At 62.3% G+C, this 22,776-nt stretch carries 30 protein-coding genes and 2 pseudogenes; 11 read left to right on the top strand and 21 right to left on the bottom strand.

All coding sequences use genetic code 11. The annotated features are described in order from the left end of the window. The first annotated feature begins 239 nt into the window (after positions 1–239). Positions 240–2,372 (top strand): TonB-dependent hemoglobin/transferrin/lactoferrin family receptor, encoded by a 2,133-nt coding sequence (locus NKH05_RS18860; protein ID WP_352589779.1) that lies wholly within the window; start codon positions 240–242, stop codon positions 2,370–2,372. A gap of 2 nt (positions 2,373–2,374) precedes the next feature. Further along, on the top strand, positions 2,375–3,457 hold the full coding sequence (locus tag NKH05_RS18855) for an SIP domain-containing protein (protein ID WP_352496041.1): 1,083 nt from the start codon (positions 2,375–2,377) through the stop codon (positions 3,455–3,457). Here NKH05_RS18855 and NKH05_RS18850 read toward each other — a convergent pair. The 10 genes and pseudogenes from NKH05_RS18850 to NKH05_RS18805 form a co-directional block, all read right to left on the bottom strand. After that, a pseudogene (locus NKH05_RS18850) lies at positions 3,454–3,875 on the bottom strand (aconitase X swivel domain-containing protein). The gene NKH05_RS18855 and the pseudogene NKH05_RS18850 sit on opposite strands and share 4 nt — an antisense overlap. After that, positions 3,872–5,106, bottom strand: a pseudogene (locus tag NKH05_RS18845) (aconitase X). Before NKH05_RS18845 ends, NKH05_RS18850 begins: the two co-directional pseudogenes overlap by 4 nt. Before the next feature lie 80 nt (positions 5,107–5,186). Further along, positions 5,187–6,254: an ABC transporter ATP-binding protein gene (locus NKH05_RS18840; protein WP_023721291.1), complete on the bottom strand. Its 1,068-nt coding sequence runs from the start codon at positions 6,252–6,254 to the stop codon at positions 5,187–5,189. Then, positions 6,254–7,042 (bottom strand): ABC transporter permease, encoded by a 789-nt coding sequence (locus NKH05_RS18835; RefSeq protein WP_031194613.1) that lies wholly within the window; start codon positions 7,040–7,042, stop codon positions 6,254–6,256. Before NKH05_RS18835 ends, NKH05_RS18840 begins: the two co-directional genes overlap by 1 nt. Then, positions 7,042–7,911 (bottom strand): ABC transporter permease, encoded by an 870-nt coding sequence (locus NKH05_RS18830; RefSeq protein WP_352481611.1) that lies wholly within the window; start codon positions 7,909–7,911, stop codon positions 7,042–7,044. The genes NKH05_RS18835 and NKH05_RS18830 overlap by 1 nt, the downstream gene beginning before the upstream one ends. A 66-nt stretch (positions 7,912–7,977) precedes the next feature. Continuing rightward, positions 7,978–9,039, bottom strand: coding sequence for an ABC transporter substrate-binding protein (locus NKH05_RS18825; protein WP_352481612.1), 1,062 nt, complete (start codon positions 9,037–9,039; stop codon positions 7,978–7,980). 53 nt (positions 9,040–9,092) lie between these two features. After that, on the bottom strand, positions 9,093–10,067 hold the full coding sequence (locus NKH05_RS18820; RefSeq protein ID WP_352481613.1) for a PfkB family carbohydrate kinase: 975 nt from the start codon (positions 10,065–10,067) through the stop codon (positions 9,093–9,095). Then, positions 10,064–11,104: an ADP-ribosylglycohydrolase family protein gene (locus NKH05_RS18815; protein WP_353025879.1), complete on the bottom strand. Its 1,041-nt coding sequence runs from the start codon at positions 11,102–11,104 to the stop codon at positions 10,064–10,066. The genes NKH05_RS18820 and NKH05_RS18815 overlap by 4 nt, the downstream gene beginning before the upstream one ends. A gap of 3 nt (positions 11,105–11,107) precedes the next feature. Then, positions 11,108–11,833: a GntR family transcriptional regulator gene (locus NKH05_RS18810; RefSeq protein ID WP_023721297.1), complete on the bottom strand. Its 726-nt coding sequence runs from the start codon at positions 11,831–11,833 to the stop codon at positions 11,108–11,110. A 166-nt stretch (positions 11,834–11,999) separates the two neighbouring features. Continuing rightward, positions 12,000–12,254 carry a hypothetical protein gene (locus tag NKH05_RS18805; RefSeq protein WP_023721298.1) on the bottom strand — a complete coding sequence of 85 codons (255 nt, stop codon included), beginning with the start codon at positions 12,252–12,254 and terminating at the stop codon, positions 12,000–12,002. Positions 12,255–12,528: 274 nt separating this feature from the next. Here NKH05_RS18805 and NKH05_RS18800 point away from each other — a divergent pair, with 274 nt between their 5' ends. Further along, positions 12,529–12,861, top strand: coding sequence for a hypothetical protein (locus NKH05_RS18800; RefSeq protein ID WP_023721299.1), 333 nt, complete (start codon positions 12,529–12,531; stop codon positions 12,859–12,861). Positions 12,862–13,004: 143 nt separating this feature from the next. Here the strand turns inward: NKH05_RS18800 and NKH05_RS18795 are convergent, their stop codons facing one another. The 5 genes from NKH05_RS18795 to NKH05_RS18775 form a co-directional block, all read right to left on the bottom strand. Then, positions 13,005–13,706 carry a hypothetical protein gene (locus NKH05_RS18795; RefSeq protein ID WP_352496038.1) on the bottom strand — a complete coding sequence of 234 codons (702 nt, stop codon included), beginning with the start codon at positions 13,704–13,706 and terminating at the stop codon, positions 13,005–13,007. A 708-nt stretch (positions 13,707–14,414) separates the two neighbouring features. Continuing rightward, positions 14,415–14,639, bottom strand: coding sequence for a DUF2934 domain-containing protein (locus tag NKH05_RS18790; protein WP_352481615.1), 225 nt, complete (start codon positions 14,637–14,639; stop codon positions 14,415–14,417). Between the two features lie 83 nt (positions 14,640–14,722). After that, positions 14,723–14,935 (bottom strand): hypothetical protein, encoded by a 213-nt coding sequence (locus NKH05_RS18785; RefSeq protein ID WP_352524156.1) that lies wholly within the window; start codon positions 14,933–14,935, stop codon positions 14,723–14,725. Between the two features lie 122 nt (positions 14,936–15,057). After that, positions 15,058–15,363, bottom strand: coding sequence for a DUF1236 domain-containing protein (locus tag NKH05_RS18780; protein ID WP_031195423.1), 306 nt, complete (start codon positions 15,361–15,363; stop codon positions 15,058–15,060). Between the two features lie 324 nt (positions 15,364–15,687). After that, positions 15,688–16,035, bottom strand: a complete 348-nt coding sequence (locus NKH05_RS18775) for a hypothetical protein (RefSeq protein WP_353025878.1) — start codon at positions 16,033–16,035, stop codon at positions 15,688–15,690. 170 nt (positions 16,036–16,205) lie between these two features. Here NKH05_RS18775 and NKH05_RS18770 point away from each other — a divergent pair, with 170 nt between their 5' ends. After that, positions 16,206–16,481 (top strand): hypothetical protein, encoded by a 276-nt coding sequence (locus NKH05_RS18770; protein WP_023723033.1) that lies wholly within the window; start codon positions 16,206–16,208, stop codon positions 16,479–16,481. Between the two features lie 64 nt (positions 16,482–16,545). On the opposite strand, the gene NKH05_RS18765 is transcribed toward NKH05_RS18770, so the two are convergent. The 6 genes from NKH05_RS18765 to NKH05_RS18740 form a co-directional block, all read right to left on the bottom strand. After that, positions 16,546–16,845: a hypothetical protein gene (locus NKH05_RS18765; RefSeq protein ID WP_023723034.1), complete on the bottom strand. Its 300-nt coding sequence runs from the start codon at positions 16,843–16,845 to the stop codon at positions 16,546–16,548. 171 nt (positions 16,846–17,016) lie between these two features. Next, positions 17,017–17,340 (bottom strand): hypothetical protein, encoded by a 324-nt coding sequence (locus tag NKH05_RS18760; protein WP_036245970.1) that lies wholly within the window; start codon positions 17,338–17,340, stop codon positions 17,017–17,019. Then, complete coding sequence (locus NKH05_RS18755) at positions 17,340–17,543, bottom strand: hypothetical protein (protein WP_352589760.1); 204 nt, start codon at positions 17,541–17,543, stop codon at positions 17,340–17,342. The genes NKH05_RS18760 and NKH05_RS18755 overlap by 1 nt, the downstream gene beginning before the upstream one ends. Beyond that, the gene (locus NKH05_RS18750; RefSeq protein ID WP_023723037.1) at positions 17,528–17,797 is read right to left on the bottom strand and encodes a hypothetical protein; all 270 of its coding nucleotides are present in this window, start codon (positions 17,795–17,797) and stop codon (positions 17,528–17,530) included. The genes NKH05_RS18755 and NKH05_RS18750 overlap by 16 nt, the downstream gene beginning before the upstream one ends. Further along, positions 17,797–18,009: a hypothetical protein gene (locus tag NKH05_RS18745; protein WP_023723038.1), complete on the bottom strand. Its 213-nt coding sequence runs from the start codon at positions 18,007–18,009 to the stop codon at positions 17,797–17,799. The genes NKH05_RS18750 and NKH05_RS18745 overlap by 1 nt, the downstream gene beginning before the upstream one ends. 1 nt (position 18,010) lies before the next feature. Then, positions 18,011–18,802, bottom strand: a complete 792-nt coding sequence (locus tag NKH05_RS18740) for an N-acetylmuramidase family protein (RefSeq protein WP_353025877.1) — start codon at positions 18,800–18,802, stop codon at positions 18,011–18,013. 150 nt (positions 18,803–18,952) lie between these two features. Between NKH05_RS18740 and NKH05_RS18735 the strand changes: the two genes are divergently transcribed. From NKH05_RS18735 to NKH05_RS18705, 7 genes are all read left to right on the top strand, one after another. Continuing rightward, the gene (locus NKH05_RS18735; RefSeq protein WP_023723040.1) at positions 18,953–19,138 is read left to right on the top strand and encodes a hypothetical protein; all 186 of its coding nucleotides are present in this window, start codon (positions 18,953–18,955) and stop codon (positions 19,136–19,138) included. 169 nt (positions 19,139–19,307) lie between these two features. After that, entirely contained in the window at positions 19,308–19,457 is a 150-nt protein-coding gene (locus NKH05_RS18730; protein ID WP_353025876.1) for a hypothetical protein, read from the top strand. A 180-nt stretch (positions 19,458–19,637) separates the two neighbouring features. Beyond that, positions 19,638–19,805, top strand: a complete 168-nt coding sequence (locus NKH05_RS18725) for a hypothetical protein (protein WP_352549019.1) — start codon at positions 19,638–19,640, stop codon at positions 19,803–19,805. A 159-nt stretch (positions 19,806–19,964) separates the two neighbouring features. Continuing rightward, complete coding sequence (locus NKH05_RS18720) at positions 19,965–20,138, top strand: hypothetical protein (protein ID WP_023723043.1); 174 nt, start codon at positions 19,965–19,967, stop codon at positions 20,136–20,138. Positions 20,139–20,508: 370 nt separating this feature from the next. Continuing rightward, on the top strand, positions 20,509–21,087 hold the full coding sequence (locus NKH05_RS18715; RefSeq protein ID WP_352496031.1) for an acyltransferase family protein: 579 nt from the start codon (positions 20,509–20,511) through the stop codon (positions 21,085–21,087). Between the two features lie 157 nt (positions 21,088–21,244). Continuing rightward, positions 21,245–21,529, top strand: a complete 285-nt coding sequence (locus NKH05_RS18710) for an acyltransferase family protein (protein WP_352496030.1) — start codon at positions 21,245–21,247, stop codon at positions 21,527–21,529. A 481-nt stretch (positions 21,530–22,010) separates the two neighbouring features. Then, positions 22,011–22,757: a hypothetical protein gene (locus NKH05_RS18705; protein WP_352496029.1), complete on the top strand. Its 747-nt coding sequence runs from the start codon at positions 22,011–22,013 to the stop codon at positions 22,755–22,757. Positions 22,758–22,776 lie beyond the last annotated feature (19 nt).

Below are 22,776 nucleotides of genomic sequence, written 5' to 3'. Positions count from 1 at the left end.
CCATCCCGCCCAATTGAAACCAGCGCGTCTGCCTCCACCGTCTACCGCTGCAGACCCCGCCGTTTCGCTGCTCCATTTTAGATAATTCGGTCATGGTCGCGGCCTGTAAAATTAAGTTGACTATTATCATCATGTTTTAATAAGTAGCCCTGCCCGGCCCGCGTGTCGAGGCTTCTCCATCATGCCAGCCAGGGCCAACGGCCGCCGCCAGCAATCTTTGCTTTTCCGGGGCTGCACGCATGAAACTGACAAGCAACAAAACCTTGATGGCGTGCACCGCGCTCGCCTTCGCGCTCGGCCTGTGTGCCGCGCCGCCCGCCGCAGCACAGGAGCCGGAGAAGAAGGGCGCCGCCGCCAAGGCCGACCGGCCGGTCAAGCCGCCCCAGCAGGCCAGGACTGGGCAGAACGAGCCGACCGTGCTCGACCTGATCACCATCTCGGCGACGATGATCAAGACGGCGATCATCGAATCGATGGCCGCCATCAGCGCCGTCGATCAGGAAGAACTCGAACGCATCCAGCCAGACACCGCCGCCGACATGTTCCGCACCACGCCCGGCGTTGCCGCCTCGATGAACGGCGACGATCCGGCGACCGCCATCAACATTCGCGGCCTCGAACAATATGGCCGCGTGGTGGTGACGCTCGACGGCGCCCGCCAGGATTACTGGCGCGTCGGCCACGGCTCGGGCTCATTCTATGTCGAGCCGGAACTGATCAAGGAAGCGACCGTCATTCGCGGCCCGGTCTCGAATGCCTATGGTTCGGGCGGCATCGGCGGCGTCGTCTCCTTCGAAACCAGGGATGCCGGCGATTTCCTCAAGCAGGAGGAACGCTGGGCGCTGAGCGAAAAGCTGGGCTATGAGGGTAATGGCGACGGCTTCACCACCAGCACCACCGGTGCCTACCGTTTCAGCGACGACGCCGACATCATCGGCAACGTCATTTACCGCGACCGCGACAGCTACACCGATGGCAATGGCGACACCGTGCCATGGACCGGAGAGAGCATCACCAGCGGCTATGTGAAGGCGACCCTGCGGCCCGCCGACGGCCACGAGCTCAAGCTCGGCGCGATCCTTCAGCGCTACAGCGACCAGGTCACCGGATCGAGCGGCTCGACCTCGCCGACGCTGAGCCGCTACGACACCGACACGACCAACCAGACCTACACGGCTGGCTATACGTGGAGGCCGGACGACAACGAGCTGGTCGACCTCAGTGTCAACGCCTACCACAACCGCACGCGCGCCGAGCAGACGCAGGTCTGGCCGGCAACGGCGATCGGCAACTTCCGCTACTACGACGTCGCCACGAGCGGCTTCAACCTGAAGAACTCCTCACGCTTCGATGCCTGGGAGATCGCTCACACCCTCACCTACGGCCTCGATTACTACTATCTGAAGGCTTCGTCGGACGCCGCGCATTTCGGCGCCGGCGAACAGCAGGGCTATGGTGGCTTCCTGCAATGGCAGGGCGACTATGAGAACTGGCTGCAGCTCATCGCCGCCATGCGCTATGACGGCTATCAACTCGACGGTGAGACAAAGACCGTGCCGCCGGCGGAAGCCTCGATTTCCGGCGACCGCTGGTCGCCGCGCCTCACCGTCGGGTTAACGCCATTGGAAGGTTTCCAGCTTTACGGCACCTATTCGGAAGGCTACCGGGCGCCGGGCCTGCAGGACGTCTACCGCGGCGGCGGCGCGCATGGCGGCGGCGACAGCTACCAGCCCAACCTGCTTCTGCAGCCCGAAACGGCGAAGAACTGGGAAGCCGGGATCAATCTTAGATATGACGATGTGCTGGCCGCGGGTGACCTGTTTCGTGCCAAGGTCAACGTCTTCCACACCGCCGTCGAAGATTATATCGACGTCGACCTCACTGTGTTGCCGCGCACGGCGATCAACATCGGCGACGCACGGCTGAAGGGCATCGAGGCCGAGGCCGTCTACGACTATGGCTGGGGTTTCGTGAACCTCGCCGGCGCCCTGATCGACGCCAAGGTCGTCAGCGGCGTTTACTCCGGCCAGGCGCTGAACAACACGCCGCTCGACCGCTTCTCGGCGACCGTCGGTTTCCGCATGCTGGAGGACCAGTTCACCGTCGGTGCGCAATATCTCAGCGTCGGCAAGATCACCCGGACAAGCCGCACCAACCCCGACGCGCCGCCCGTGGTCGATGAAGGCTTCGACCTGGTCAACGTCTTTGCCAACTGGCGCATCAATGACCATGCCAAGCTCGATTTCGGCGTCGATAACGTCTTCAACACCGCCTACACCGACCCGCAAAGCGCCTGGTCGACGACGGCGGCAACGGAACAGGGCAAGGGCCGCACCTTCAAGGTGGCGCTCACAGGCAGGATCGGAGGTTGAGAATGAGGCAAGCATCAGCGAGCGGACTGGCCTGCGAAGCGCGCTTGAACCTGCGCAACCTGCCGCATTACATCGACCGCATCAGCGATAGGCTGCAAAGCTTCGATGCCGATGCCTCGCGCGAGGGGCAGCGGCTCGACTTCCGCTTCGCCTTCGGCGACGCGTCCCTTGACATGGAGCGGCTGGTGATGCGGGCCAACGCCGCCGACCGCGATGGGCTGGCCCGCATCAAGGACCTGCTGGCTACCGCTGTCGAAGTCTATGCCAAGGAAGAAAAACCCGAGATCGTCTGGACCGGCGATCTCGCCGAAGAAACCCGACTTGCGCAGTTCCGTGAGATGGTCGTCACCCAGGTCGGCGACCTGACCCCGCATATGCGCCGCATCCGCTTCGCCGGCGAGGATTTGACGCGCTTCGCAAAATTCGGCGGCATGCATATCCGCATGCTGTTCCCGACCAGGGATGTCCCCGATCCGCTCTGGCCCGTGCTTGGCAGCAATGGCTTGCCGGCCTGGCCCTCGGACGACAGGCGCCCGGTAGCGCGCGTCTATACCATTCGAGCCCTCGACGTCGAAAACGGCATCATCGACGTCGACTTCCTCATCCATCCCGGCGACAGCGTCGGCGCCTGCTGGGCCATGCAGGCGGCGCCTGGCATGAAGATCGGCATCATGGGGCCGGTCGGCCGTCCGGTACGACCGGCATCATGGTATCTCATGGGCGCCGACGAAACCGGCCTGCCGGCGCTGGCCCGCATGCTGGAGACGCTGCCCGCCGAGACCAAAGGCGTGGCCTTCATAGAGATCGCCGACGACGGCGAACGGCAGGCCATCGACAACAAGACCGGTATCGAGCTGCATTGGCTGCCGAGAAATAGCGTGCCGGCCGGGCTCGACGACAGGCTGGCGCGCGCCATCCGGTCGGTCGCATGGCCGACCGGTTCGGCATTCGGCTGGTTCGCGGCCGAAGCAGCCGCCGCCAGGACCGTGCGCGAACACTGGCGTGGCACGCTGACGCTCGGCCGCAACGAAACATTGGCGGCAGCCTACTGGCGGCGGGGCGCGGCGGGACTGATGGCCGGCTAGATCTTGCTCACCATCGCTTGGGCATCTTCGCCCAGATCGATTGCGATCCGGTCGCCGGAGACAATGCCTGATATCTCGCAGACGACCAGCGGCATGCTGATTCATAGAGGAATTCGGCAACGATGGCGCCGACGGCAAGGATCGGGTCCGGCCGCTCCAGGATAATGCCGGCCGGCGCCGTGCCCCTGCGGATCGCTTCGGCCAGAACCGAAGACGAGGACGACGACCCCCGCCCGCTCGGCATCACCAGGATCTTGCCGGCGATGTTGCCGCCGAGGTTCGGGTGCGAATGGTCGATGATGTCGCCCGTTTCGACGTCGATTCCGCCCCAGAAGCTGAGCGCCTGCGAAAGCACCAGCGCCGGGCCTTGTGCCGAGCCGGCAAGGTGGAATGTACCTGTTCTGTCCGGCCCCCTCATGGCGCGCCTCGCACGACGCGGCCGGCAGCAGCCGAGCGGACGCAGTCCTCCATGTCACCGAAGGCCACCGAGACACCGATATTGCCAGGTGCGTAATGCGCCCATTTGCCCGAATTGGTCATCACCACACCGTCGAGCCGCTCGATGATCGTGGTGACGTAAGTGCAGGTGTCGGCGACCGGAACGAGGCCGAATGCTCCCATGCCGGCCAGTGCGCCTTCGTCCTGCAGCCGCGCCAGGGTGGCACGCCCTGTGTTGACATAGATCGGAACGCCTCTGCCCGGCGCGACCTCGCGCAGCAACGGCAACAGGCGCATCCATTCCTCGTAGGAGAAATGCGGCGTGCCTAACGAGACGGCGGCAAGCAGCACACCGTCGGGGACGCTCGATAGCCTGGCCAGAGCATGGTCGATGTCGGCGCAGCTGATACGGATTTTTTGCTCCGGCACCAGGCCGTGCAACGCCTCATCGCGGGTCTTCGCCTCCGGTGTGATGCCGACGGCATGAAATAGCGCCACCGCGCCCGTCGTTGCCGCCGCCGCCCCCAGCGCCTTCAGTTGGTCCTCGTCGCGCGGCGGCGGCAGGCCCGATATCACCGGAATGCGGTCGCCACTCCTTTGCCCGACGATCAGCCCGACGCCGACAAACAGGGCGTCGGTAGGCTCGAGGCCGCCAGTCAGCTCGAACAGTACCTGGCCACGCCGGTTTTCGATCAGGTGCAACCCCCAGGCTGGCGCGCGCCCGGTGATTGCGCAGCACAAATCGATAAAATCGCCATAGCGGTTGGTCCGCGCACCGATCACCGAATTGGCAAAGACGATGGCGTTGGATTCACCCCAGGCAATCTGCTCGCCAAACCCTGGCCGAAACCGCGTCTGATAGGGCGCGCAGGTGAAAGTCGCCTGGCAGCCGAGTTCCAGATGCGCCTTCATCAGACGGCGCGCCGGCACTTCTTCCGCGGCTGTCCAGGATGGATCAGATCGAACGAGCCGACATTCAGCGTCGTTGGCACTCGAACGCGGCCGCCGCCCTCGATCAGCCTTTCGACGAAATCGAGGCTGGCCTGGCCGTGATAGAGGCAGCCGTCGATATGGGCACCGGCAATGTCCAGCAATTTGCGCGCGTCGACCGCCTTCGCGAAGGCGACCAGGATCTTCATGGCGGCAGCCGCTGCCGAGCCTTGCTCGCCATGCAGCATCGACTGGTCGCCCGCATTCAATTCAAGGGGCATCGAGCATTCCGCTTCGGAGTTTGCCCGACCATGCTTTCCCCGATTGCCGACCGCCTGGCAAGACTGAAGGATTGGATCTGCTAGCTCGCGTCGATCAGCACCGTACTCTCGGACGACCAGCGCAGCACCACCTGTTGTCCTTCCGCCAGCTTTTCGATGCCGGTGTTCTGCACGATGACCTTGATTGTCTGGCCATCGCGATCGACAAAATATGTGCTGTTGTTGCCGGCGAAGATACGCTTGGAGACCCGCCCCGTGAGTATGTTGGCATGGGCTCGGTCCGGAACGCCGGCATTGGTGGCGATGCGGATTCGTTCGGGCCGCACGGCGCAGCTCGCCTTCATGCCGGCGACAAGCGTAACCCCCGCGCTTGCGGCAATCCCCGTTCCGTCAGGCAGCCGGATGCCCGTACCAGTGGCGTTGCCGCGAAGGATGTTCGCGTCGCCCAGGAAGGTGGCGGCAAACTCACTCTTCGGCCGATCGTAGATCTCCTCGGGCGGGCCTTCCTGCACCAGCTTGCCATCGCGCAGAATGCCGATGCGGTCGCTCATCGTCAGCGCTTCTTCCTGGTCGTGGGTGACGAAGATCGTGGTGATGCCGATCTCGCGCTGAATACGCTTCAATTCGATTTGCATGTCCACGCGCAGCGCCTTGTCGAGCGCGCCGAGCGGCTCGTCGAGGAGAAGCACGCGCGGCGTGGTGACGATCGCGCGAGCGAGCGCCACCCGTTGGCGCTGGCCGCCGGAGAGCTGGTGCGGCCGGCGACCACCGAGCGTGCCGAGTTGCACGAGGTCGAGTGCGCGCTGCACCTCGCTGGCAATCACCGCCTTGGGCTCGCCGCGCACCGACAGTCCGAAGGCGACATTGTCGGAGACGCTCATATTGGGAAAGAGCGCGTAGTTCTGGAACACCATGCCGATGCGCCGCTTCTCCACCGGCACCCGCTCAACACTTTCGCCGCCTATGGAGATGCGACCAGAGTCGGGAAAGTCGAAGCCTGCGATCTGGCGCAGCAGCGTGGTCTTGCCGCTGCCGGAGGGACCGAGCAGGGCGTAGAAGCCGCCGTCGGCGAAATCGATCGAGACATCGTCCAGCGCCTTGTGCGCGCCAAAACTGCGCGACACATTCGATACCTGCACGCCCGCCATTATTTCTCTCCGCCGAATTTGAAGAAGCGCGCCGTCAGCAGCATCAGCGCCATCGACACAACAATGATGATCGTCGAGACAGCATTGATCTCGGGCGTGAAACCCTTGCGGATCGCCGCGTAGATTTCGACCGGCAGCGTCGTTTGGCCGGGCGTCGACAGAAAGTAGGAGACGACGAACTGGTCGAAGGACACGGCGAAGGCGAACAGCCCGCCGGCAATGACGCCCGGCATGATCCAGGGCAGCGTGACGCGGTTCGTCACCTGCCATTGATTGGCGCCGAGCGAGCGCGCCGCCTCTTCGAGCTCTGGCGCAAATGTCTGCAGCCGGGCCGAGACGACGACGATGACATAGGGCAGCGCCAACGCCACGTGGCCGAGCAGGATGGCATGCAGCCCGCGGCCGATGCCAACGCCGAAAAAGAAAATCAGCATCGCCGTGCCAGTGATCAGCCACGGTATGGCGATCGGCGGAAACAGCAGCGCCTGCAGGAATTTCTTACCGCGGAAGTCGTAGCGATAGAGCCCTAGCGACGCCGCGGTGCCGAGCGCGGTGCAGATGATGGTAGTGATGACGGCGATCTCGACGCTGTTTCGCGTGGCCGCGATCAGCTGATTGTTCTGCCAGAGCGAGGCATACCATTCCGTCGTCCACTCGAACGGCAGTTGGTAAAAGGGCGAGACGTTGAATGACATCAGCGCCATGATGATGATGGGCAGGTACAGGAAGGCGAGCAGCATCAGAATGTAGACCCGGCCGAGCCATTCCAGGATTCGGGTCGTCGCCACTAAGCGGCCCTCCGCAGCACCGGCGAAGTAACCGCCAGGATGACCAGCACCACAGCCAGCAGGATGAAGGACAGTGCGGCACCCAGCGGCCAGTTGAACACGGCAACGAACTGGTCCTCGATGACAGTGCCGTAGAAGGTGCCGGTGCGGCCGCCGAGGATGCGCGGTTCCATGAACGAGCCAACGACCGGCACGAAGATGAGTACTGCGCCCGCCACTAGCCCCGGCATCGACAGCGGAATGATGACCCGCTTCAGCACCTGCAGCCGCGAGGCGCCGAGCGAGCGCCCAGCCTCGATCAGCGAGTCATCGATGGCCTGCAGGGTCAGATAGCAGGTCAGCACCATGTAAGGCACGTAGGAGTGCACCAGCCCGATGATGACGGCCGGATAGGAATACATGAGATCAATGTTGATCTTGAACGGCAGCACGGCGTTGAGCGCTGTGTCGAGAATGCCCCCTTCACGCAGCACCATCGCCCACGAGAAGATGCGCACCAGCCCGTTCGACCAGAACGGCAGGATGACGAGCAGGAAAATCGCCTCGCGGCTGCGGCCTTTCAGCACCTTGGCCAGCACGTAAGCGGCGGGATAACCGATGACGATGCACCACAGCGTCACCTCGAGGCCGAGGCGCAGCGAGGCCACCAGCAATGTCAGGTAAAGGCTTTGTGAAAAGAAGGCGGCATAGTTTTCGAGCGTGAATGCCCACGGCTTTCCCGATAGCGGCAGATCGGTCATGAAGGAGAAGAAGACCATGGCCGAGAGCGGCAGGAAAATTGCAACCGTCAGCCAGAGATAGGCAGGCGCCAACAGCGGCAAGGCCGATCTCAGCCCGCTGCGCGACGCGGCTGCGATCTGTACTGCCATGACATCTCCTCCCAGGATAGGAAGGATCAGCCGACATTGATGGTCGGCTGATCGCGGCTTCCGCTGTTACTTCACGTCGACCTTGAGCTGCTGCCAGAGCGCCAGATAGGTCTCGCGCTGCGCGTCAGTAATCGGCGCCTGGAACTGGATGCGCTTGGCGACTGCCGGGTCGCCCATCACCTTGCGGTTGAAGGAACCCTCTGGCAGCGCTTCGACCGCCTTGGTGTTGGCCGACACCGGCGCGCCGACCTTGGTAACCCATTCGACATAGAACTTTGGGTCGATCATGTAGTTGATGAAGGCTTGCGCCCCGGCGACGTTCTTGGAACCGACCGGAATGGAAAAGGCGTCAAGCCAGGCGACGGCACCCTCCTGGGGAATGACCAGCGAGACCGGCAGCTTGAAATGCGTCTTGGCGCGGTCGGCCGAGCCGCTCCAATAGGTGCCGATGTCGATCTGGTTGGAGGCAACCATCTGGTTCCAGTCGTTCTCCGAGCTCCAGAACGTCTTGATCTGCGGCATCAGCGAGGTCAGCTTCGCCTTGACCGCCTCCATGTCCTTGACGTCGTTGATGTTCTGGCCGGTAGCGATGGCGCCGAACTGCACGGCCTCGACGGCATCGTCACGGATGGTAACGCGGCCCTTGTGGGCGGGATCCCACATTTCGGCGATGCTGGTCGGCGGCTTGTCGAATGACTTGTCGTTGATGGCGAGCGCCGTCAGCCCCCAAACCCACGGCACCCCATAGACCTTGCCGTCATGGACAAGCATCGATGATCCGGCCTTGTCCTTGCTGATGTCGGCATAGTTCGCCAGCTTGGACGTGTCGATCGGCTGAATGAGCTTTTCCGCCATCGCCTGATCGTTGAAGGCGGCATTGATCATGACGACATCGTAAAGGCCGGGATTGGTCCTGAGCTTGGTCAGCATTTCCTGTTCGGAATTGAAAAAGTCGTTGACGACCTTGTTGCCGGTTGCCTTTTCGAAGGCGGCTATGGCCCAGGGCTCGTCGGCGCCATAGCCCTTCCAGTTGAGTACGTGCACCTCGTCGGCCCTGGCGGCCAGCGTAAGCGCCGAAGCGAAGACAGCGGTTGCCGTCAGAAAAGCAGTCAGTTTGGGCATGCGCATGTTCGTTCCTCTCATTGTTGCCCGGTTGGCGGGCTTGTTATCCCATTAGGCTGTCAGAAATGGGCCTCTTGTTTCCGGCCATGCACGGTCGTCGGTCGATCGTCATGGCTGAGGAATCGCTGGATCTCCTGGTCGTTCGGCGCCATCGACCCGCCATGGCGGGTGACCGAGAGCGCCGCCGCCGCATTGGCGTAACGCGCCGCTTCGAACGGCGACACGCCGTGCGAGAGCGCGCTGACGAAGGCGCCGATATGAGTGTCGCCGGCGCCGTTGGTGTCTACCGCCGCGACCTTGAACCCGGGCACATCTTGGGCGGTGCCGTCGGCCAGCCGCACGAAGCAGCCTTTTGCGCCAGCGCGGACGACCACGCCTGCCGCGTTGGGGCAGTGGCTGGCCAGCAGCCGGGCAGCAATAGCCTCGACATCGCCGGTGCCGGCGATCTCAGCCGCTTCGGCGGCGTTGCAGCTCAGCCAGCTCGTGCGCGCCAGCACCCGGTCGAGAATGGTGCGCGGAATGTCTGAAATGATCGGCGTCGGATCGAAGACCAAAGGAATTTCCGCCGGCAGCACCTCGATCCAGTCGACAAGCGCCTCTCGGCTTCCCGGATAGCTAACCGTATAGCCGGAGGTGAACACCCAGTCGCCCGGTGCGACCGAAATGAGCGCCATCATGTCAAGGCTGAGCAAACTCTCTGCACCAGGCCACGAGACAAAGGTGCGCTCGGCATCGCTCGAGATCATGGCGACGCAATTGCCACTGTCCAGAACCGGCGATGCCCGCGTCAGTGTCTCGATCCCCTCCGTGGCTAAGGCCGCGCGCAGGAAGTCGCCATTGGGTCCGCTGCCGAGCTGGCCGCCGAACACCACCTTCATGCCGGTGCGGCTGGCCGCGACCATCATGTTGAAGCCGCCGCCGGCGACTTGTGCAAAGCTCGATGCGGTCTTCTCCGTGCCCGGTGCCGGCAAGGCATCGATGCGGTAGACATAGTCGACTACCGCGCTGCCGATGTGGACGAGACGCCCGCTCATGCTGCCGCATCCTTGCCGGACCTGCTCTTCGCCGTCCGCAGGGCGACCAAGTCGGCGGCGAGCGCGCGCACCCGCCCAATGTCTAGGCCTTTGATCCGGGCGATGTGTTTTTGTGGCAATCGGGAAAAGCCGGTGCAGGCACCGGCCATGCCGGCCGCGATGGCGCCGATCGTGTCGGTGTCGCCACCGAGATTGGCGCTGATGACTGCCGCTTGCCAGGGATCGCCGCCGGCGACTTCCAGCACCGCGAATGCAGCCGGAACGGACTCCTGACTGGCGACGCCGGTGCCGACCAAATCGGTGATCAGCCGGATCGCGTCGCTCGTCTCCTTGCCGCGTACGAGCTTCTGCGCCCACCCAATGCGCGCGGCGATGTCACCGCCGGTCACCCAATAGCCGAGCGTTGCCCCGTGCCTCGCCCCGGAGATGGCTCTGTCGGAAGCGGCGCGCCAGTCACCGCCAGCGATGCCGCGACTGATGGCGGCAGCGACCGCTGCGGCCGAAGCGATTGCGATTGACGTGTTGTGCGTCGCCCTGCAAGTTTCGGCCACTTTGCCGACCAGTGCGTCAAGCGGCTCTGGCGGCATCATGATGCCGACTGGCGCGATGCGCATGGCTGCACCATTTGTGTCGCCGCTGCGTCCCGCTTCCTCGGCTGGCATACCGTTATTGATGGCGTCGATGGCGCGTTTGGTTGATGGTCCCAGCAGATCGTAGCTGCCGCGCGCCTTGACATCGCGTTCCCAGTCGAGCAGCGCGTTGACCCACCGCGCATGGTCGAACCGGTTACCGGATTCGACCAGGATACGGCCAAGCAGAAGCGCCTGTTCTGTGTCGTCGGTGATCGTCCCGGCCGGGAGTCCCTTCGACACCGGATGGTCGGCGAAAGGAGCAATGAAGTCCTCGACATGACCGTAGAGTTCGGCAATCCGCGCCGGCGACAAAAGCTGCGTCGGCATTCCCAGCGCATCTCCCAGTGCCCCGCCCACAAGCGCTCCCATGGCCCGATCGGTTATGTTCCCGGTGTCGTCCGGCATCACTCAGAACCTCATATGCAGCGCAAAATGCGCCGGGTTGAGCAGGCTGGTCACATATTCGATCGGCCGGTCATCGGCGGCGCGGGTCAAGCGGCAACCGCGCAGGAACGGCGTGCCTTGCGGGCAGCCGAGGATTGCGGCGTCCTCTGGGTTGAGCATTTCGATGCCGACCCATTCCTCGCCATGGTCTGGAATGAGACCGGCGCCGCGGAGCGTCTGGTGGAGCGAGCCTTCGCGCAGACCGCGTAACGGCACGTCCTCCAGTTCGGGTGACAATGGCAGGCGGCTGCGCTCAATGGAGATAGCGTGGCCGTCGCTGGCATTGGTGCGCACCCGATCGACAGCGATGAAAAACGGGTTTTCTATACCAAGCAGTGCGGCAAGATCAGGGTCCTCGATCACCTCGAGCCGCAGCGTCCGCGTCTCGGCATTTGCGCCGGCGTTGGCGAGCGCCCGCGACCAACCGATTGAGTCATCGACGGGCTTGCCATCGAAGGTGACGAAAGAGCCGATGCCCACCTTGGTGGTGATCAGCCCGCGGCTGGACAGTTCCTCGAGGCCCTTGCGAACGGTGTTGCGGCTGACGGAGAAACGCTGGACGAGCTCGTTCTCGCTTTGCAACCGGTCGCCGAAGCCCAGAACACCGGAGCGGATTTCATGTTCGAGAACCGTGGCGATCTGTTCGGGCTTGCCCGTACCGGGAGACGATGGGACCACGCGGCGGACCATAGGCATACCTGTTCATTGCACCTGTATAGTCCTGTGCAATGTATCTGCAACGCCAGCTCTGTCAACCGACGGCGGAGGGGCCACACAGATAAACCAAGCTGCTTGATGATACCCAGTGGCCGTGAAGGCCAGCGAGGTGCGGCGGGCGAACGGGGTCGCTGGAGATTCACTGTTCGCTGCTGGAAGACCCCTCGGCTGCCCCGTCACCATCGGCAGAATGCGGCAGAATGCCGAAGTCGCGCGACTTGGTCCCATGCGCCGCCGTCAGGAAGCCATCGGCTGTGAGGCCTCGCCTCAAAAGTTCGCGTACCGCAGCCGACCGGCTCGGCATGCGCTTGTCGAAGCGCCAGTTCTCCAATGCCGCCAGTTCATCGACGGTCAGCATGATCTGCAATCGTTCCGGGCGTTCCAGTTCGGACATCTCGGCCTCCAGCCATACCAGGCTAAAATTAGCTGAGTTAGTATGTTCCTAATTCTTTGTAGAGTTAGGTATATTGGCAGAGTACGTCAAGACCTCCAGATGCATGATCCGTGCAGAAGTCCGATGAAGCGGATCAAGCATCAAATGGGCAATCAACAAAATACGCTAACTACTTGGCACAACACGATTTTTGATGATTTTCGCTTGCCAATCGCGGACCCTGGGCGCATGGTAGAACACGAGGGACAAACCGCTCCCGAAAGGAAGGTTTTCCATGCGCTACGGATTTTCGGTTCGCCTGCACGAAGACGTCAGTTCCCGAGTCCGAGCTACATTGCGGTCCGGGATTGCCATCAATCTGACTGCTGTCGCCGAAGCCGCGCGACTGCAGAACCTTGCCGAGAATGTTGCGCGCGAAGACATCGAATGGCTCGTCATGCAAGCAGCCCAGCTCCAAGGCGCAGCTATCGAGTTCGACGGCTTCGCGGAAACCGATCTGGCGGAGTTCGCGTGCCCCGAACCGATGCAAAGCAGTCCCGCGCTGGGTCGGGACGCCTTGGAGGGCGGGGTGACCGTTTCGCCGGATTTTGGCCGTCAAACGCATTGAGGCGCGTGCTCTTGTGAGCCCCCGTCATGCTGCCGCCACGTGCTCGGCAAAAAGCCCGCCATAATGGCGGGCTTTGGACTGATGGAGGTTTGGTGGACGAAGGCCTCTCGGCCGGTCGGACATTTCATTCCGATGTATTCGCCCTAGCGGCGCGCGATCAGCAGGCACAACTGGCGCAAATCGCTGTCATAAGTGCCTTCGCTGCTGAGCACGTCGACGCAGCGCCTCTTCATCCTGGCCAACTTGTCGCTCGACATGTCGGCGACGACCTGGGGTAAGTTGGGATTGCTGGGATTGTTGGGATTGTTGGGATTGGACGGGCTGCCCGGGTTGGACGGATTGCTCGAATTGGTACCACCGCCGATCCCGACACCGGCGCCGACATTGATGCCGCTGCCGATCCCGACCCCCGCGCCGGCCCTGACGCCGCTGCCGACACCTACCCCCGCGCCGGCGGCAATGCCACCGGAACCGCCGATCGTGGCGCCGGCACCGGCGTTGATGCCGCTTCTGCCCCCGACCGACGCGCCGGCGCCCGCGGCAATGCCGCTGGAACCGCCAACCGTTGCGCCGGCGCCGGCGTTGATGCCGCGACTGCCGCCCAGCGACGCACCGAGGCCGGCCTTGATGCCGCCGCTGCCCCCAACCGTTGCGCCGGCACCAGCGTTGATGCCCCGGCGGCCACCAACCGTCGCGCCGAGGCCGGCTTTGATGCCGCCGTTGCCGCCAATGGAAGTGCCAACACCAACGGCAATTCCGTCCGCGGCATTCACGGGCATCGAGAGCATGAAAACAACTGCGCTGCCCGCCACCGCATCGGTGATTGTTTTGATTATGATGGTCATAACACTCTCCTTGCTGTAGTTGCGCTGAACAGCCCGCGACATCGCCGGTGGCATACCTACTAATTTGCAAGAAGATTATCGGTTTCTTTGCCGATAAACTTACTGGCCTCATGGTATCTGTTCACACAACAGCCGAGTGAAGTTTGTAGTGAAATTTTCCGAAAGTTTTACTTTGGGAAGGTCCTCTGCCGGGTGAAGCAATGCGAGCGTCAACTGATGGGCGCCGCGATAGACGAACGTCGCCCCAACGGTCGGTCGCCATGCGATGACAACCGAATGATGGAGATCAACATGCTTACGAAAATCCTGACAGCCTCCATACTTGCAGCCGGTCTGGCGACCGCGGCGATGGCCCAGAATGCCGGCTCGGACAACAATGCGCCTGGCAGTGAGAAGAGCATCGTCGCAAGCCGAATGGCATCGACCCTGGCACGACCAGCAGCACGATGCGCACGACGGGTGCCATGAACTCCAATGCGGATCAAAACTGCCCTGCAACCCCGCAAGGTGCCCAACCCGATGCGTCCAACAAGCCTGCCGGGACGGTTTCCCCGACTGTCAACGACAACAATTGCGGTAAGTAGTAAGCCACGACAATCAGGCTTACCATCGAGGGTGGGCGGCAGCGGGACTGGTTAGGACTGGTCCCGCCTTACGATGGGCCGACCGGACCGCGAGATCCAGCGATGGAATCAAATCCGCTCGAGTTCACGCTTTGCGTGGTCGCGCCTTGGGTTTGGCTCCCTCCTTGGTGGCCGGCTTAGGCTGGCGTGGTTTCGGCTTCGGCCGGCTGGCTGTCTCCTGCGCGGCGGTTTCTGCGTCGATCTCGGCGGTAGCCTGATCCCAATGCTGCTGATGCGCCCCGTCGGGCCTGCCTGCCTGTTCCCAGATCGCGTGTGCCCGCTGGCGAATCCGTTCCTGCCTGTCCGTCACTGTTGCCTCCGTCGGCTCGGTTCATGCGTAAGCAACTTTGTTCTAGCCGAAATTTCGACCCGCGTCTTGAGCGGCAGGCACCGTTATTGAGCCTCTCTGTCACACAGGACAGCAACGCCGAGGAGCGCCGCCTTCTTGATGATCAGCCCTTCAAGATCGGCGTCCGAGCGCTCCGTTCCGGTGCGTTCGCGCAACAGCGCTATCGCCGCCTTCATCGACAGCAGGCCATCGCCTCGTTCAGCAAGCAGTTTGTCGACGGCTGCGGCCACGTTGGTCGGCTCGACATGCGGCAGCATGGGAATGGCTCCTTCCTTATTCCGAGACGACAGCGGCAGCTCCATCCCGATCGCTCGGGATGGAACTCGATTTCATAAGACCGTGACCTTTCCAAATCCGGTTCGCGGTTTGGGAACGCCGGTCACTCGATGACGTGCACGATCCTGCGCGTGCCGGGGTCGACGAGCACGGTGCGACCGTCGACGACGACGTATCTGTATTGCACGTCGGGAACATCGATCGGTTGCAGCTCGACCGTATCGGGCAACGTGGAACCGATATTGAGCTCCACCCCCAGAAGATTGATCGACGCCAACGGGTGCTTGTGGACGTATTCGCGGATGACCGTCTGCTGTTCGGGTGTGACAATCACCTGGTCTGCGGTGGCCACGCCGACGCCGGCGAGCAACACCAATCCCGCCGCAGCAGGAACAAGGTGGATTTTCATCGTCTACTCCTGTTGTTACGGGCCTCGCCTTTACGGTTGCGACGCGGCATTCCGGTCGAAGCGGCGAACCCTCTAGGCAAACGCCCAGGCCACCTTGTTGTTCCGTAAGTGGCGGCTAATCGAATAGCGGTGAAGTGCCCGTGCGTGCGGCGAATGGACTGCGGATGAACTGCGGTGGCCCGCGTCGCAAGACGCGGGCCGATCGGTTTCCCGATCAGCAGCGATACCGGAGGGGGTGATATCGGCTGCGTCTAAAACAACATTTAGGACAAGCTAATGTTCCTAGGCGACTGCAACAAACCTGCCGGCTCGAACGGCGCGGCGTTACCGCCCGTCGCAGCCCCATGGGCAGCCCCTGTGGCAGCAAATGAAGCGGCTACTGCTTGGGCGGCTGTGCGGCACATCGCCGGGCTTGATCACCGGGGTCCTACCCTCATCCGGCGGCGGCGCCGCCATGCCCTGATCGCCCGTTGGCGGCGGGTTCAGCACCCCACCGCATGGCTCGAGCATATCGGACAAATTGTTGCCGGCCGGCTGCTGCTGCTGGCTGTTCTTGTCCGGCGGCTCGACCTTGCAGCGGTCGAATTGCGACTGTTCGCCCGGCTGCGCGGACGCCGGCACCGCCAGCACCAGCGCGCCTAGCATGTACGGCAAGAAAATGAGCGGTCTCATGTCGAGCTCCTTTCGCGCCAGGATCGTCTGACTTGTGAAGCCAGGCAGGCGCGATTGGTTCCGTCGTGCGGCAATGCGCCCGGACCGCAGTGGCCCGGGAACCGGCCGCCAGACTTATGAGTTCAACCACTGAGCCAGTTCAGGGCCGCCGACATTATGGAGAACCAGCGATGGAACCGCGCAGGAAAGAACGAACCGACGACGAGACGGAGAGCCCGACCATCCAGCAACAGGACTGGGATGCCATCCGGAGCGGGAGAATTCTCCCAGACGGCGTGCCGCAAAACGGCGACATCCGTTACGACGTCGAGAAAGACGGCGAACTGCCGGAGGAGGACGACGATAACGCTTACCAGGAAAGCGACGAGGCCTTGCCGGACGATACCGATGAACGCGTTATTTCACGCGATCTCGCACGCGAAGGTGGTCCTTTCGACGAAGAATGAGCCACCGCCTTTCGCACTGCCCTCGCTGTCCGCGTCGGCGGCCGGATGAAAAAGCCCCTGCTTTTCAATTCGGGAGGTCGAAGACCGGCTCCTGGCAGCGATAGACCAGACATTGACCGTCACGCGTCTTGATATAAGCGACGCGCGGCATCTGCGGCCAGTCGCATTCATTGCCGAATTGGCGCACGTATCGGTCGTAGGTGTTCCGTCCGGTGGTCAGCACCACCGAGCGGTGCCTCTGGATCAGAAGCTGTGTCTGTTCGCACGTCATCGCGCGGCTGTCCGGCCGGGCATGGGCCGTCGCGGCAAACAGAAGCGCCCCGGCTGTCAGGACTGCCGCTTGTGTCAGGACTCTGGCAAGCATGACACCATCTCCCGTGAAGCCTAACGCGCATCTTGGTTTCGCAAGCGCCGGATCGAGCCGCCCTCGCAGAGAAAAGATCGTACAGATTGCCAGGGAAAATGCAAAAGCCCGCCGCACCTTTCGGCGCCGCGGGCTTCAACTGAACGTCACTCTTTTGTCAGCTTGGGCGGCTTACTCCTCCTTCACCGGCCCGAACCGGCGCACGATCACCTCGAAGACGATATCCGAGATCCACATCGCCGAGACGCCGATGAGGAACGCGGCGGCGAGCGTCGTGGTGTCGTCGTCCGGAGAAGGAATGGGCAGGCCGGCGGCGCGGAAATAATGCACGACCGGCAGCGTCAGATAGGCCGCCGCCAGCGCGCCGCAGATCGGCGAGGCCACCATTTCGCGGACCTTGTAGCGATGACGCGACAAAGCCCGCAAAATACCGCCGGAAAGGCCGGCGACCAGCACCGGCGCCTTGATGCCCAGAACGTCGAGCAGCTCATGCATCATGGCGTCCACCCGCACCATCTGGCACCCTGCCCGTTGAAGGCGTTCATCTCGTCGAGCTCGGGCCGGGTCACGGCGGCAACGACGGCCGCCGATGGCCGGCGCGGCTGGTTGTGGTCGCACCAGACCTGGCGCGGATTGCCGGCCGGCGCGGTTGTCGTGCAGCCGGCGAGCACCAGGCAGAGGATCAGCGCTTTGCCCATTTCCCAGCCTCCGCTCGTGCTGCCGCATCGGTCATGCCGGCGGCCTTGCGCTCTTCTGCGGCGGCCTCGCGGTTCATTTCGAGGCGATCTTCTCCGGCCGCGACTTTTGCCTCGGCCTGTTTGGCCGCCTCCTTCTTCGCCCGGTTGATGCCGCCCGCAACATAAAGGCCGATGCCGCCGGCCACAGCAGCGAATATCGTCATGACGAGCTTGTTGCCGATGATGGCGCCGAGAATGGCGAGGAGTGCGGCCATCACAAATCCTCCGCGCGGCGGCGGCGCAGGAACTCGGTCAAAACGCCGTTGACCACAAGAAACCAGGGGAACCATTCGCCCGGAATGATCGGCGAAAGAACCTGCGGGTCGACATAGGTGACGATGCTCGCGATGACGCCGATGGCGGCCTGAAGCCGCGCCCAGAATATTGTCTCGCTATCGCAGAAAAAGCTCTTGATCCGGGTCCACATGTCATTTCCTTCCAAACAGTTTGAGGATGGCTGATAGTTTCAGGACGGCGGCAATCAGCGCTGCCCGGAAGCCGGGCTTGGCGACAGCCACAGGAGGCGCAGAGAGCGCGGCGGCCGGCGGTGGAACGGGAATCGATTTTGCGGGCTCTAGCGGAGCTGCAGGCCGAAGGACCACCAGACCGGCAGACGGCCACGGCGTATCCTTGATGCGCGACCATTTGCGATAGGCCTCGGCAAGCCTCGTGTCGTAGGCGTTCTTGCGATAGCCGGCGCCGTTGTAGCCCTTGGCGAATCCCGCCCAGTCGTGATTGCGCAGATTGTCGTCGAGCCGCTTCTCGACGATGAAATCGATCGCCGCGCCGAGCTGCAGCGCCTCGTCCGCCATCATCGCCTCGACCATCGCCTGCACGGTAGGAAAGCCGGCCGCCTTGAAATTCTCGCCGAGAACCTGGCCCAAGCCCCACGAGGCCGATTTGAGCGCCGCGGTTTCGTCGATCGCACAAGCTGCCCTGAGCCATGGGTAGCTATCCCTGGGATAGCGCTTCTCGCCCCACTTCGGATAGGCGAGGCCGGCGGCTACCGCTTGTGCCCGCTTGGCACCCGACAGGTTGCGGTAGAAGACGTGCGGTTCGAACAGGATGACCGGCCGGCCGACGGCGTCGAAGCCGTGCCCGCTGGTTTCAACATCGAGGAACGCGTGCATCTCGTCCTCGCCGACGCCGATCCGGGCGCCGAGTTTCGGCAAGTCTATGTCATCGAGGCGCCTCGCGGCGCCCTTGAATGAAAGGTCCATGGGCAGTCCTTTCCGCCCTTGTGGGCAGGTTTTGAGGTTGAAAAACGGATGCGTGGCGGCAAAGCAGAATTGGGCGGCAGCGCGTGCCGATGTGGCAAGGAAGGTTGATGTTTTCGACCCGCCGTGTGAAATGGCCGCGGGATGGTGCATATGCCTGATGATGAACAAACCGCTGCGGCGCGCTGGTCGGTGAGGTCCGAGCTCCGCGCCGTCGGTCGCGACAAGCCGCTGCTCGCGGTGCTGGCAGCGATCCTCTGCCTTTATTGTGCGTTTATCGCCGGACCGATCGTCTATGCGGTGCTGGCCATCAACGGCATTGCGGATTTCTTCAAATAGAGCCGGTTCCGGCGATCTCGCGCCGGTCCGGCGCGCTGTATCGGCCCCGAAATTGCTCGGCCTGGATGAAATTGCTTAGCCGGGATGAAACTGTTCGCGTATATCGTTCGTACCTGTAGCGGGTGCGGGAGGACACGTGACGATAAGAATCAGGCTCCCAGGCGGGACTTTGAAGATCAAGAAAAGGGACGAGCTGCGGCGCCGCGAGCAGAATCGCGAGGTGCCGGTTTGGCAGGTCGGCAATTACTTCGTCATCTGGTGGCCGAGCGGCATGTCCGATCGTCCATCCTCGCCCAAAAAATCCCCGCCCAGGAAATAGCCGCGCACCCGACGATCCCCGATTGGGCGCTGACGCTTCCATGCGGGATCAAGAACCGCCTGCGCTCCGAAACCTCCGAAGATCGCTCGCCAAATCCCAAAAATAGTCAGCGGGCGGGCATTGACTCTTCCGTGACGGAAGGTCTCTTGTGCTGCATTGCACAATGGGGCGGCAGAATCGATGGCGGTGCGTATCAGAATGCCTGGCGGCACGCTGAAGGTGAAGGTGTATCGCGAATTGCGCGATCGCGAACGCGCCCGCCGCATACCCGTCGTCAGGCTCGGCCGGGTTTATTTCACCTGGTGGTCGAACCGCCAGCGCCTGATTGACGAACAGTCGCCAGGATGAAGCTCCGTCGCCCGGGCATTCGCTTGCCCGCCCGGCACCGCGAAGCCTCCGCAGCTCGCAAAATAAGTTGATGATCCTGCTGTTGACTCTTCCGTAACGGAAGGTCTCTACTTACCGCATTGCACACAATTGCTGCGTTGCACAACGGGAGTTGGACCGATGGCAGTGCGTATCAGGTTGCCGGGCGGCACTCTGAAGATGAAGACCTATCGTGAGTTGCGCGCACGGGAACGCGACCGCCGCGTTCCCGTGATGAAGATGGGCTCGCTGTATTTTGTCTGGTGGTCGAAAGGCCAGGAGCCTCACGAGAAGCCGCAGGACAGCAGGCGGTAGCCGCTGGCGGCGGCGGACGCAGTGTTCGCGGTTTTGCTCGGCTTTTTTCTGCTGTCGTGACTCTAAATGTCTAGGCAGATTGTTTGGCTAGCGAGGGACCCGATCCTCCCGCGAGATTAAATGCTACTGCGACGAGCAGAGCGCTCCAGTCAGCTCCGCCCTCGCGGGTAGGTTGCTGCCGAAATATTCAGTCGATGGCACGCATATTACGGGAGCCGCATATACTTTATGGGCGGAACAGATTAGGGCGTTTCTCCCTGCGAAGCCGCGCCAGAATAGCAATTGACGTTGCGCATTCAGTTGCCGGATGGCACACCTTGCGGCTTAGCGACGAACTCACGGCGGGGAAGAATGCGCAACCAGACACTAGATGCCCTTCGAGGCATCACGGCTCTCATGGTGTGTCTTCCATGTCGTCGGTACTGCCGGGATTGGAAACGGCGTCGATGACGTGTGGAGCTATGGCCGCATGGGCGTGCCGCTGTCCTTCGTGATTTCAGGCTTTATCGTTCCGCTGTCGATGGACCTCGCTGGGCACAAGATCAGCGGCTATTTCCGCTTCATTGCCCGGCGCATGGTCCGCCTCGAACCGCCCTACTTCGTGACGATCGCCTTCATCCTGATCAGCGGCGTGGCGCTGGCTCACATCCCGCAATTCAACACCTCGCATCCTCCCTACACCGTCACCAACGTGCTTTTGCATATCGGCTATGTGAACGCCTTCGTGGGTCAGCCTTGGCTTAGCGGACCGTTCTGGACGCTGGCTATCGAGTTTCAATATTACGTGGTGATAGGACTGCTCTTTCCGATCCAGGTCAGCAGCAGGACTGCAGGCTTGGCAATGCTTGGCGGGTTTGCCGCGCTCTCTATCGTGAGCACCGGATATGTCGAATTCCTGCCGGCCCATTTGAGCGTGTTCGGCACCGGCATTCTGACCTTCATGTTCTAGACGAAGCGGGTTGACCTCAACACGTTCTGCGTCGGGATCGCTGCCCTTTGCGCCGTGGTGGACGCTTGGACCGGAGCGGGCAATCACCTGTCTTCTAGCCTCGACTGCGATTGCAATCTCTTGGGTGCCGGCGTCGTCCCTGTTCAGCAGGGTCGGGATGATCTCGTATTCGCTTTACCTCGTGCACGTCCCTATCGGCATGAGGTTCGTAAAACTATCCGAGCGGGTGTTCCCCGGCTCCCCATGGCTGGCATCGGCTATTGCGCTTGCCGCGTGTTTCGGCGCGGCTTTGTTGCTCTGGTATTTTGTCGAAGAGTGGGCCAAGAAGCAGTCGAAGAAGATCGACTATGGCAGCAAAGCGCGCCGCGCTGCGCCAGATATCGTAAAAGCGCCCATCTCAGATGCGGAACCACAGGCGCCCTTGCTGTCATCAGAAGGCTAGGGACCGACCTTTATCCCAACAGGTTCGCCAGAGGAACTGAGCAAGCGTCGCCGTAGGACTATGGTTGCGTCGCGAAAGCTTTATAGGTGGAACCGGCTTGAAGCGACAAACCGCAGAATCCCACCCTCAACAAGCGCAACTGCTGAATCTGCGCCATCTGCGGCAAGGCATTGCACGACAGCAGCTCACCCAATTTAGCGCCAATGTTCCGATCGCAAGGCGTTCCTGAGCCGACAGCTTTGCAGGTTAGTGAAACGCTCTGGTAGTCTCGGCGCCTCGGCCATCAACCTCAGCCGGAGCGCCTTTTCCGGTCAAATGCCTTTGCAGATGCGACTCGCGCCGCTCTCGAGCGCAGTTCTTCTTTTCGGCGGTTCGAACGAAGCGTCTGGCAGGCGGTCGCGGTCGTTGCGCAAGGTTGCAAACCGTCGCTGTTTGTTGCAAATAATTTGCTGCGGGCGGGCGATCGAGGAGTCATCTAGCGATGAATGTCCAGTCGCGCGTGCATGCCTTTCTTCGCGCAACCCCGCTCCGCTATTGTTTTCACCTCGCAAAAGCTCACCTTGGTGGGTCTCCACAATCCGACGAGAGCGTGATCCTGTCGCGGATCGTTGGTCAAAGCCCGAAAACATTCTTGGAGTTTGGTTTTCATCCCACGGAATACAACTGCATTGGGCTTAGCGACTTCAGGGGTCTGCTCGTCGACGGCGACGCAACGACCGTGCGGTTGGCCCGCTCGCTGCTTCCAAAGCGAATCGAAGTGCGCCAGAGCTTCATCGATCTTGACAACATCAAAAACCTCGCCACGCATTTTCCACAGCTTGGAGTGCTTTCCGTCGACGTCGACGGCAACGACTACTGGTTTCTGCAAGCCCTGCTGCCAGTGCGTCCGGCTGTCATTGTCGCGGAGTACAATGCCAGTTTCGGTCTCAACCCAATCACCGTGCCCTATGATCTCGCGTTCGACCGCACGGCCAAGCATGACAGCGGCTGGTATCACGGTGCATCGATCACCGCCCTGACCAAGCTATGCAAGACGCACGACTACAAGCTCGTTGCCGTCTCGGCCGCCGGCGCGAACGCGTTCTTCTTACCTGACGCTTCGGACATACCGGAATTAGAGCCTGCCCAGGCCTATCGAGAGAACGTCCTGCGTAACCGCTGGTCTAGAACTACGGCTAAAGACCAATGGGAGCGCATCAAGCATATGCCTTTTATCGAAGCGCCCTGAGATCGAGACGAGAAATGTA

This window comes from Mesorhizobium sp. M1399, assembly GCF_040317735.1.
Classification (GTDB): domain Bacteria; phylum Pseudomonadota; class Alphaproteobacteria; order Rhizobiales; family Rhizobiaceae; genus Mesorhizobium.
The sequence above is the reverse complement of the archived record's forward strand: the minus strand, read 5'-3'. Positions and strand labels throughout refer to the sequence as shown.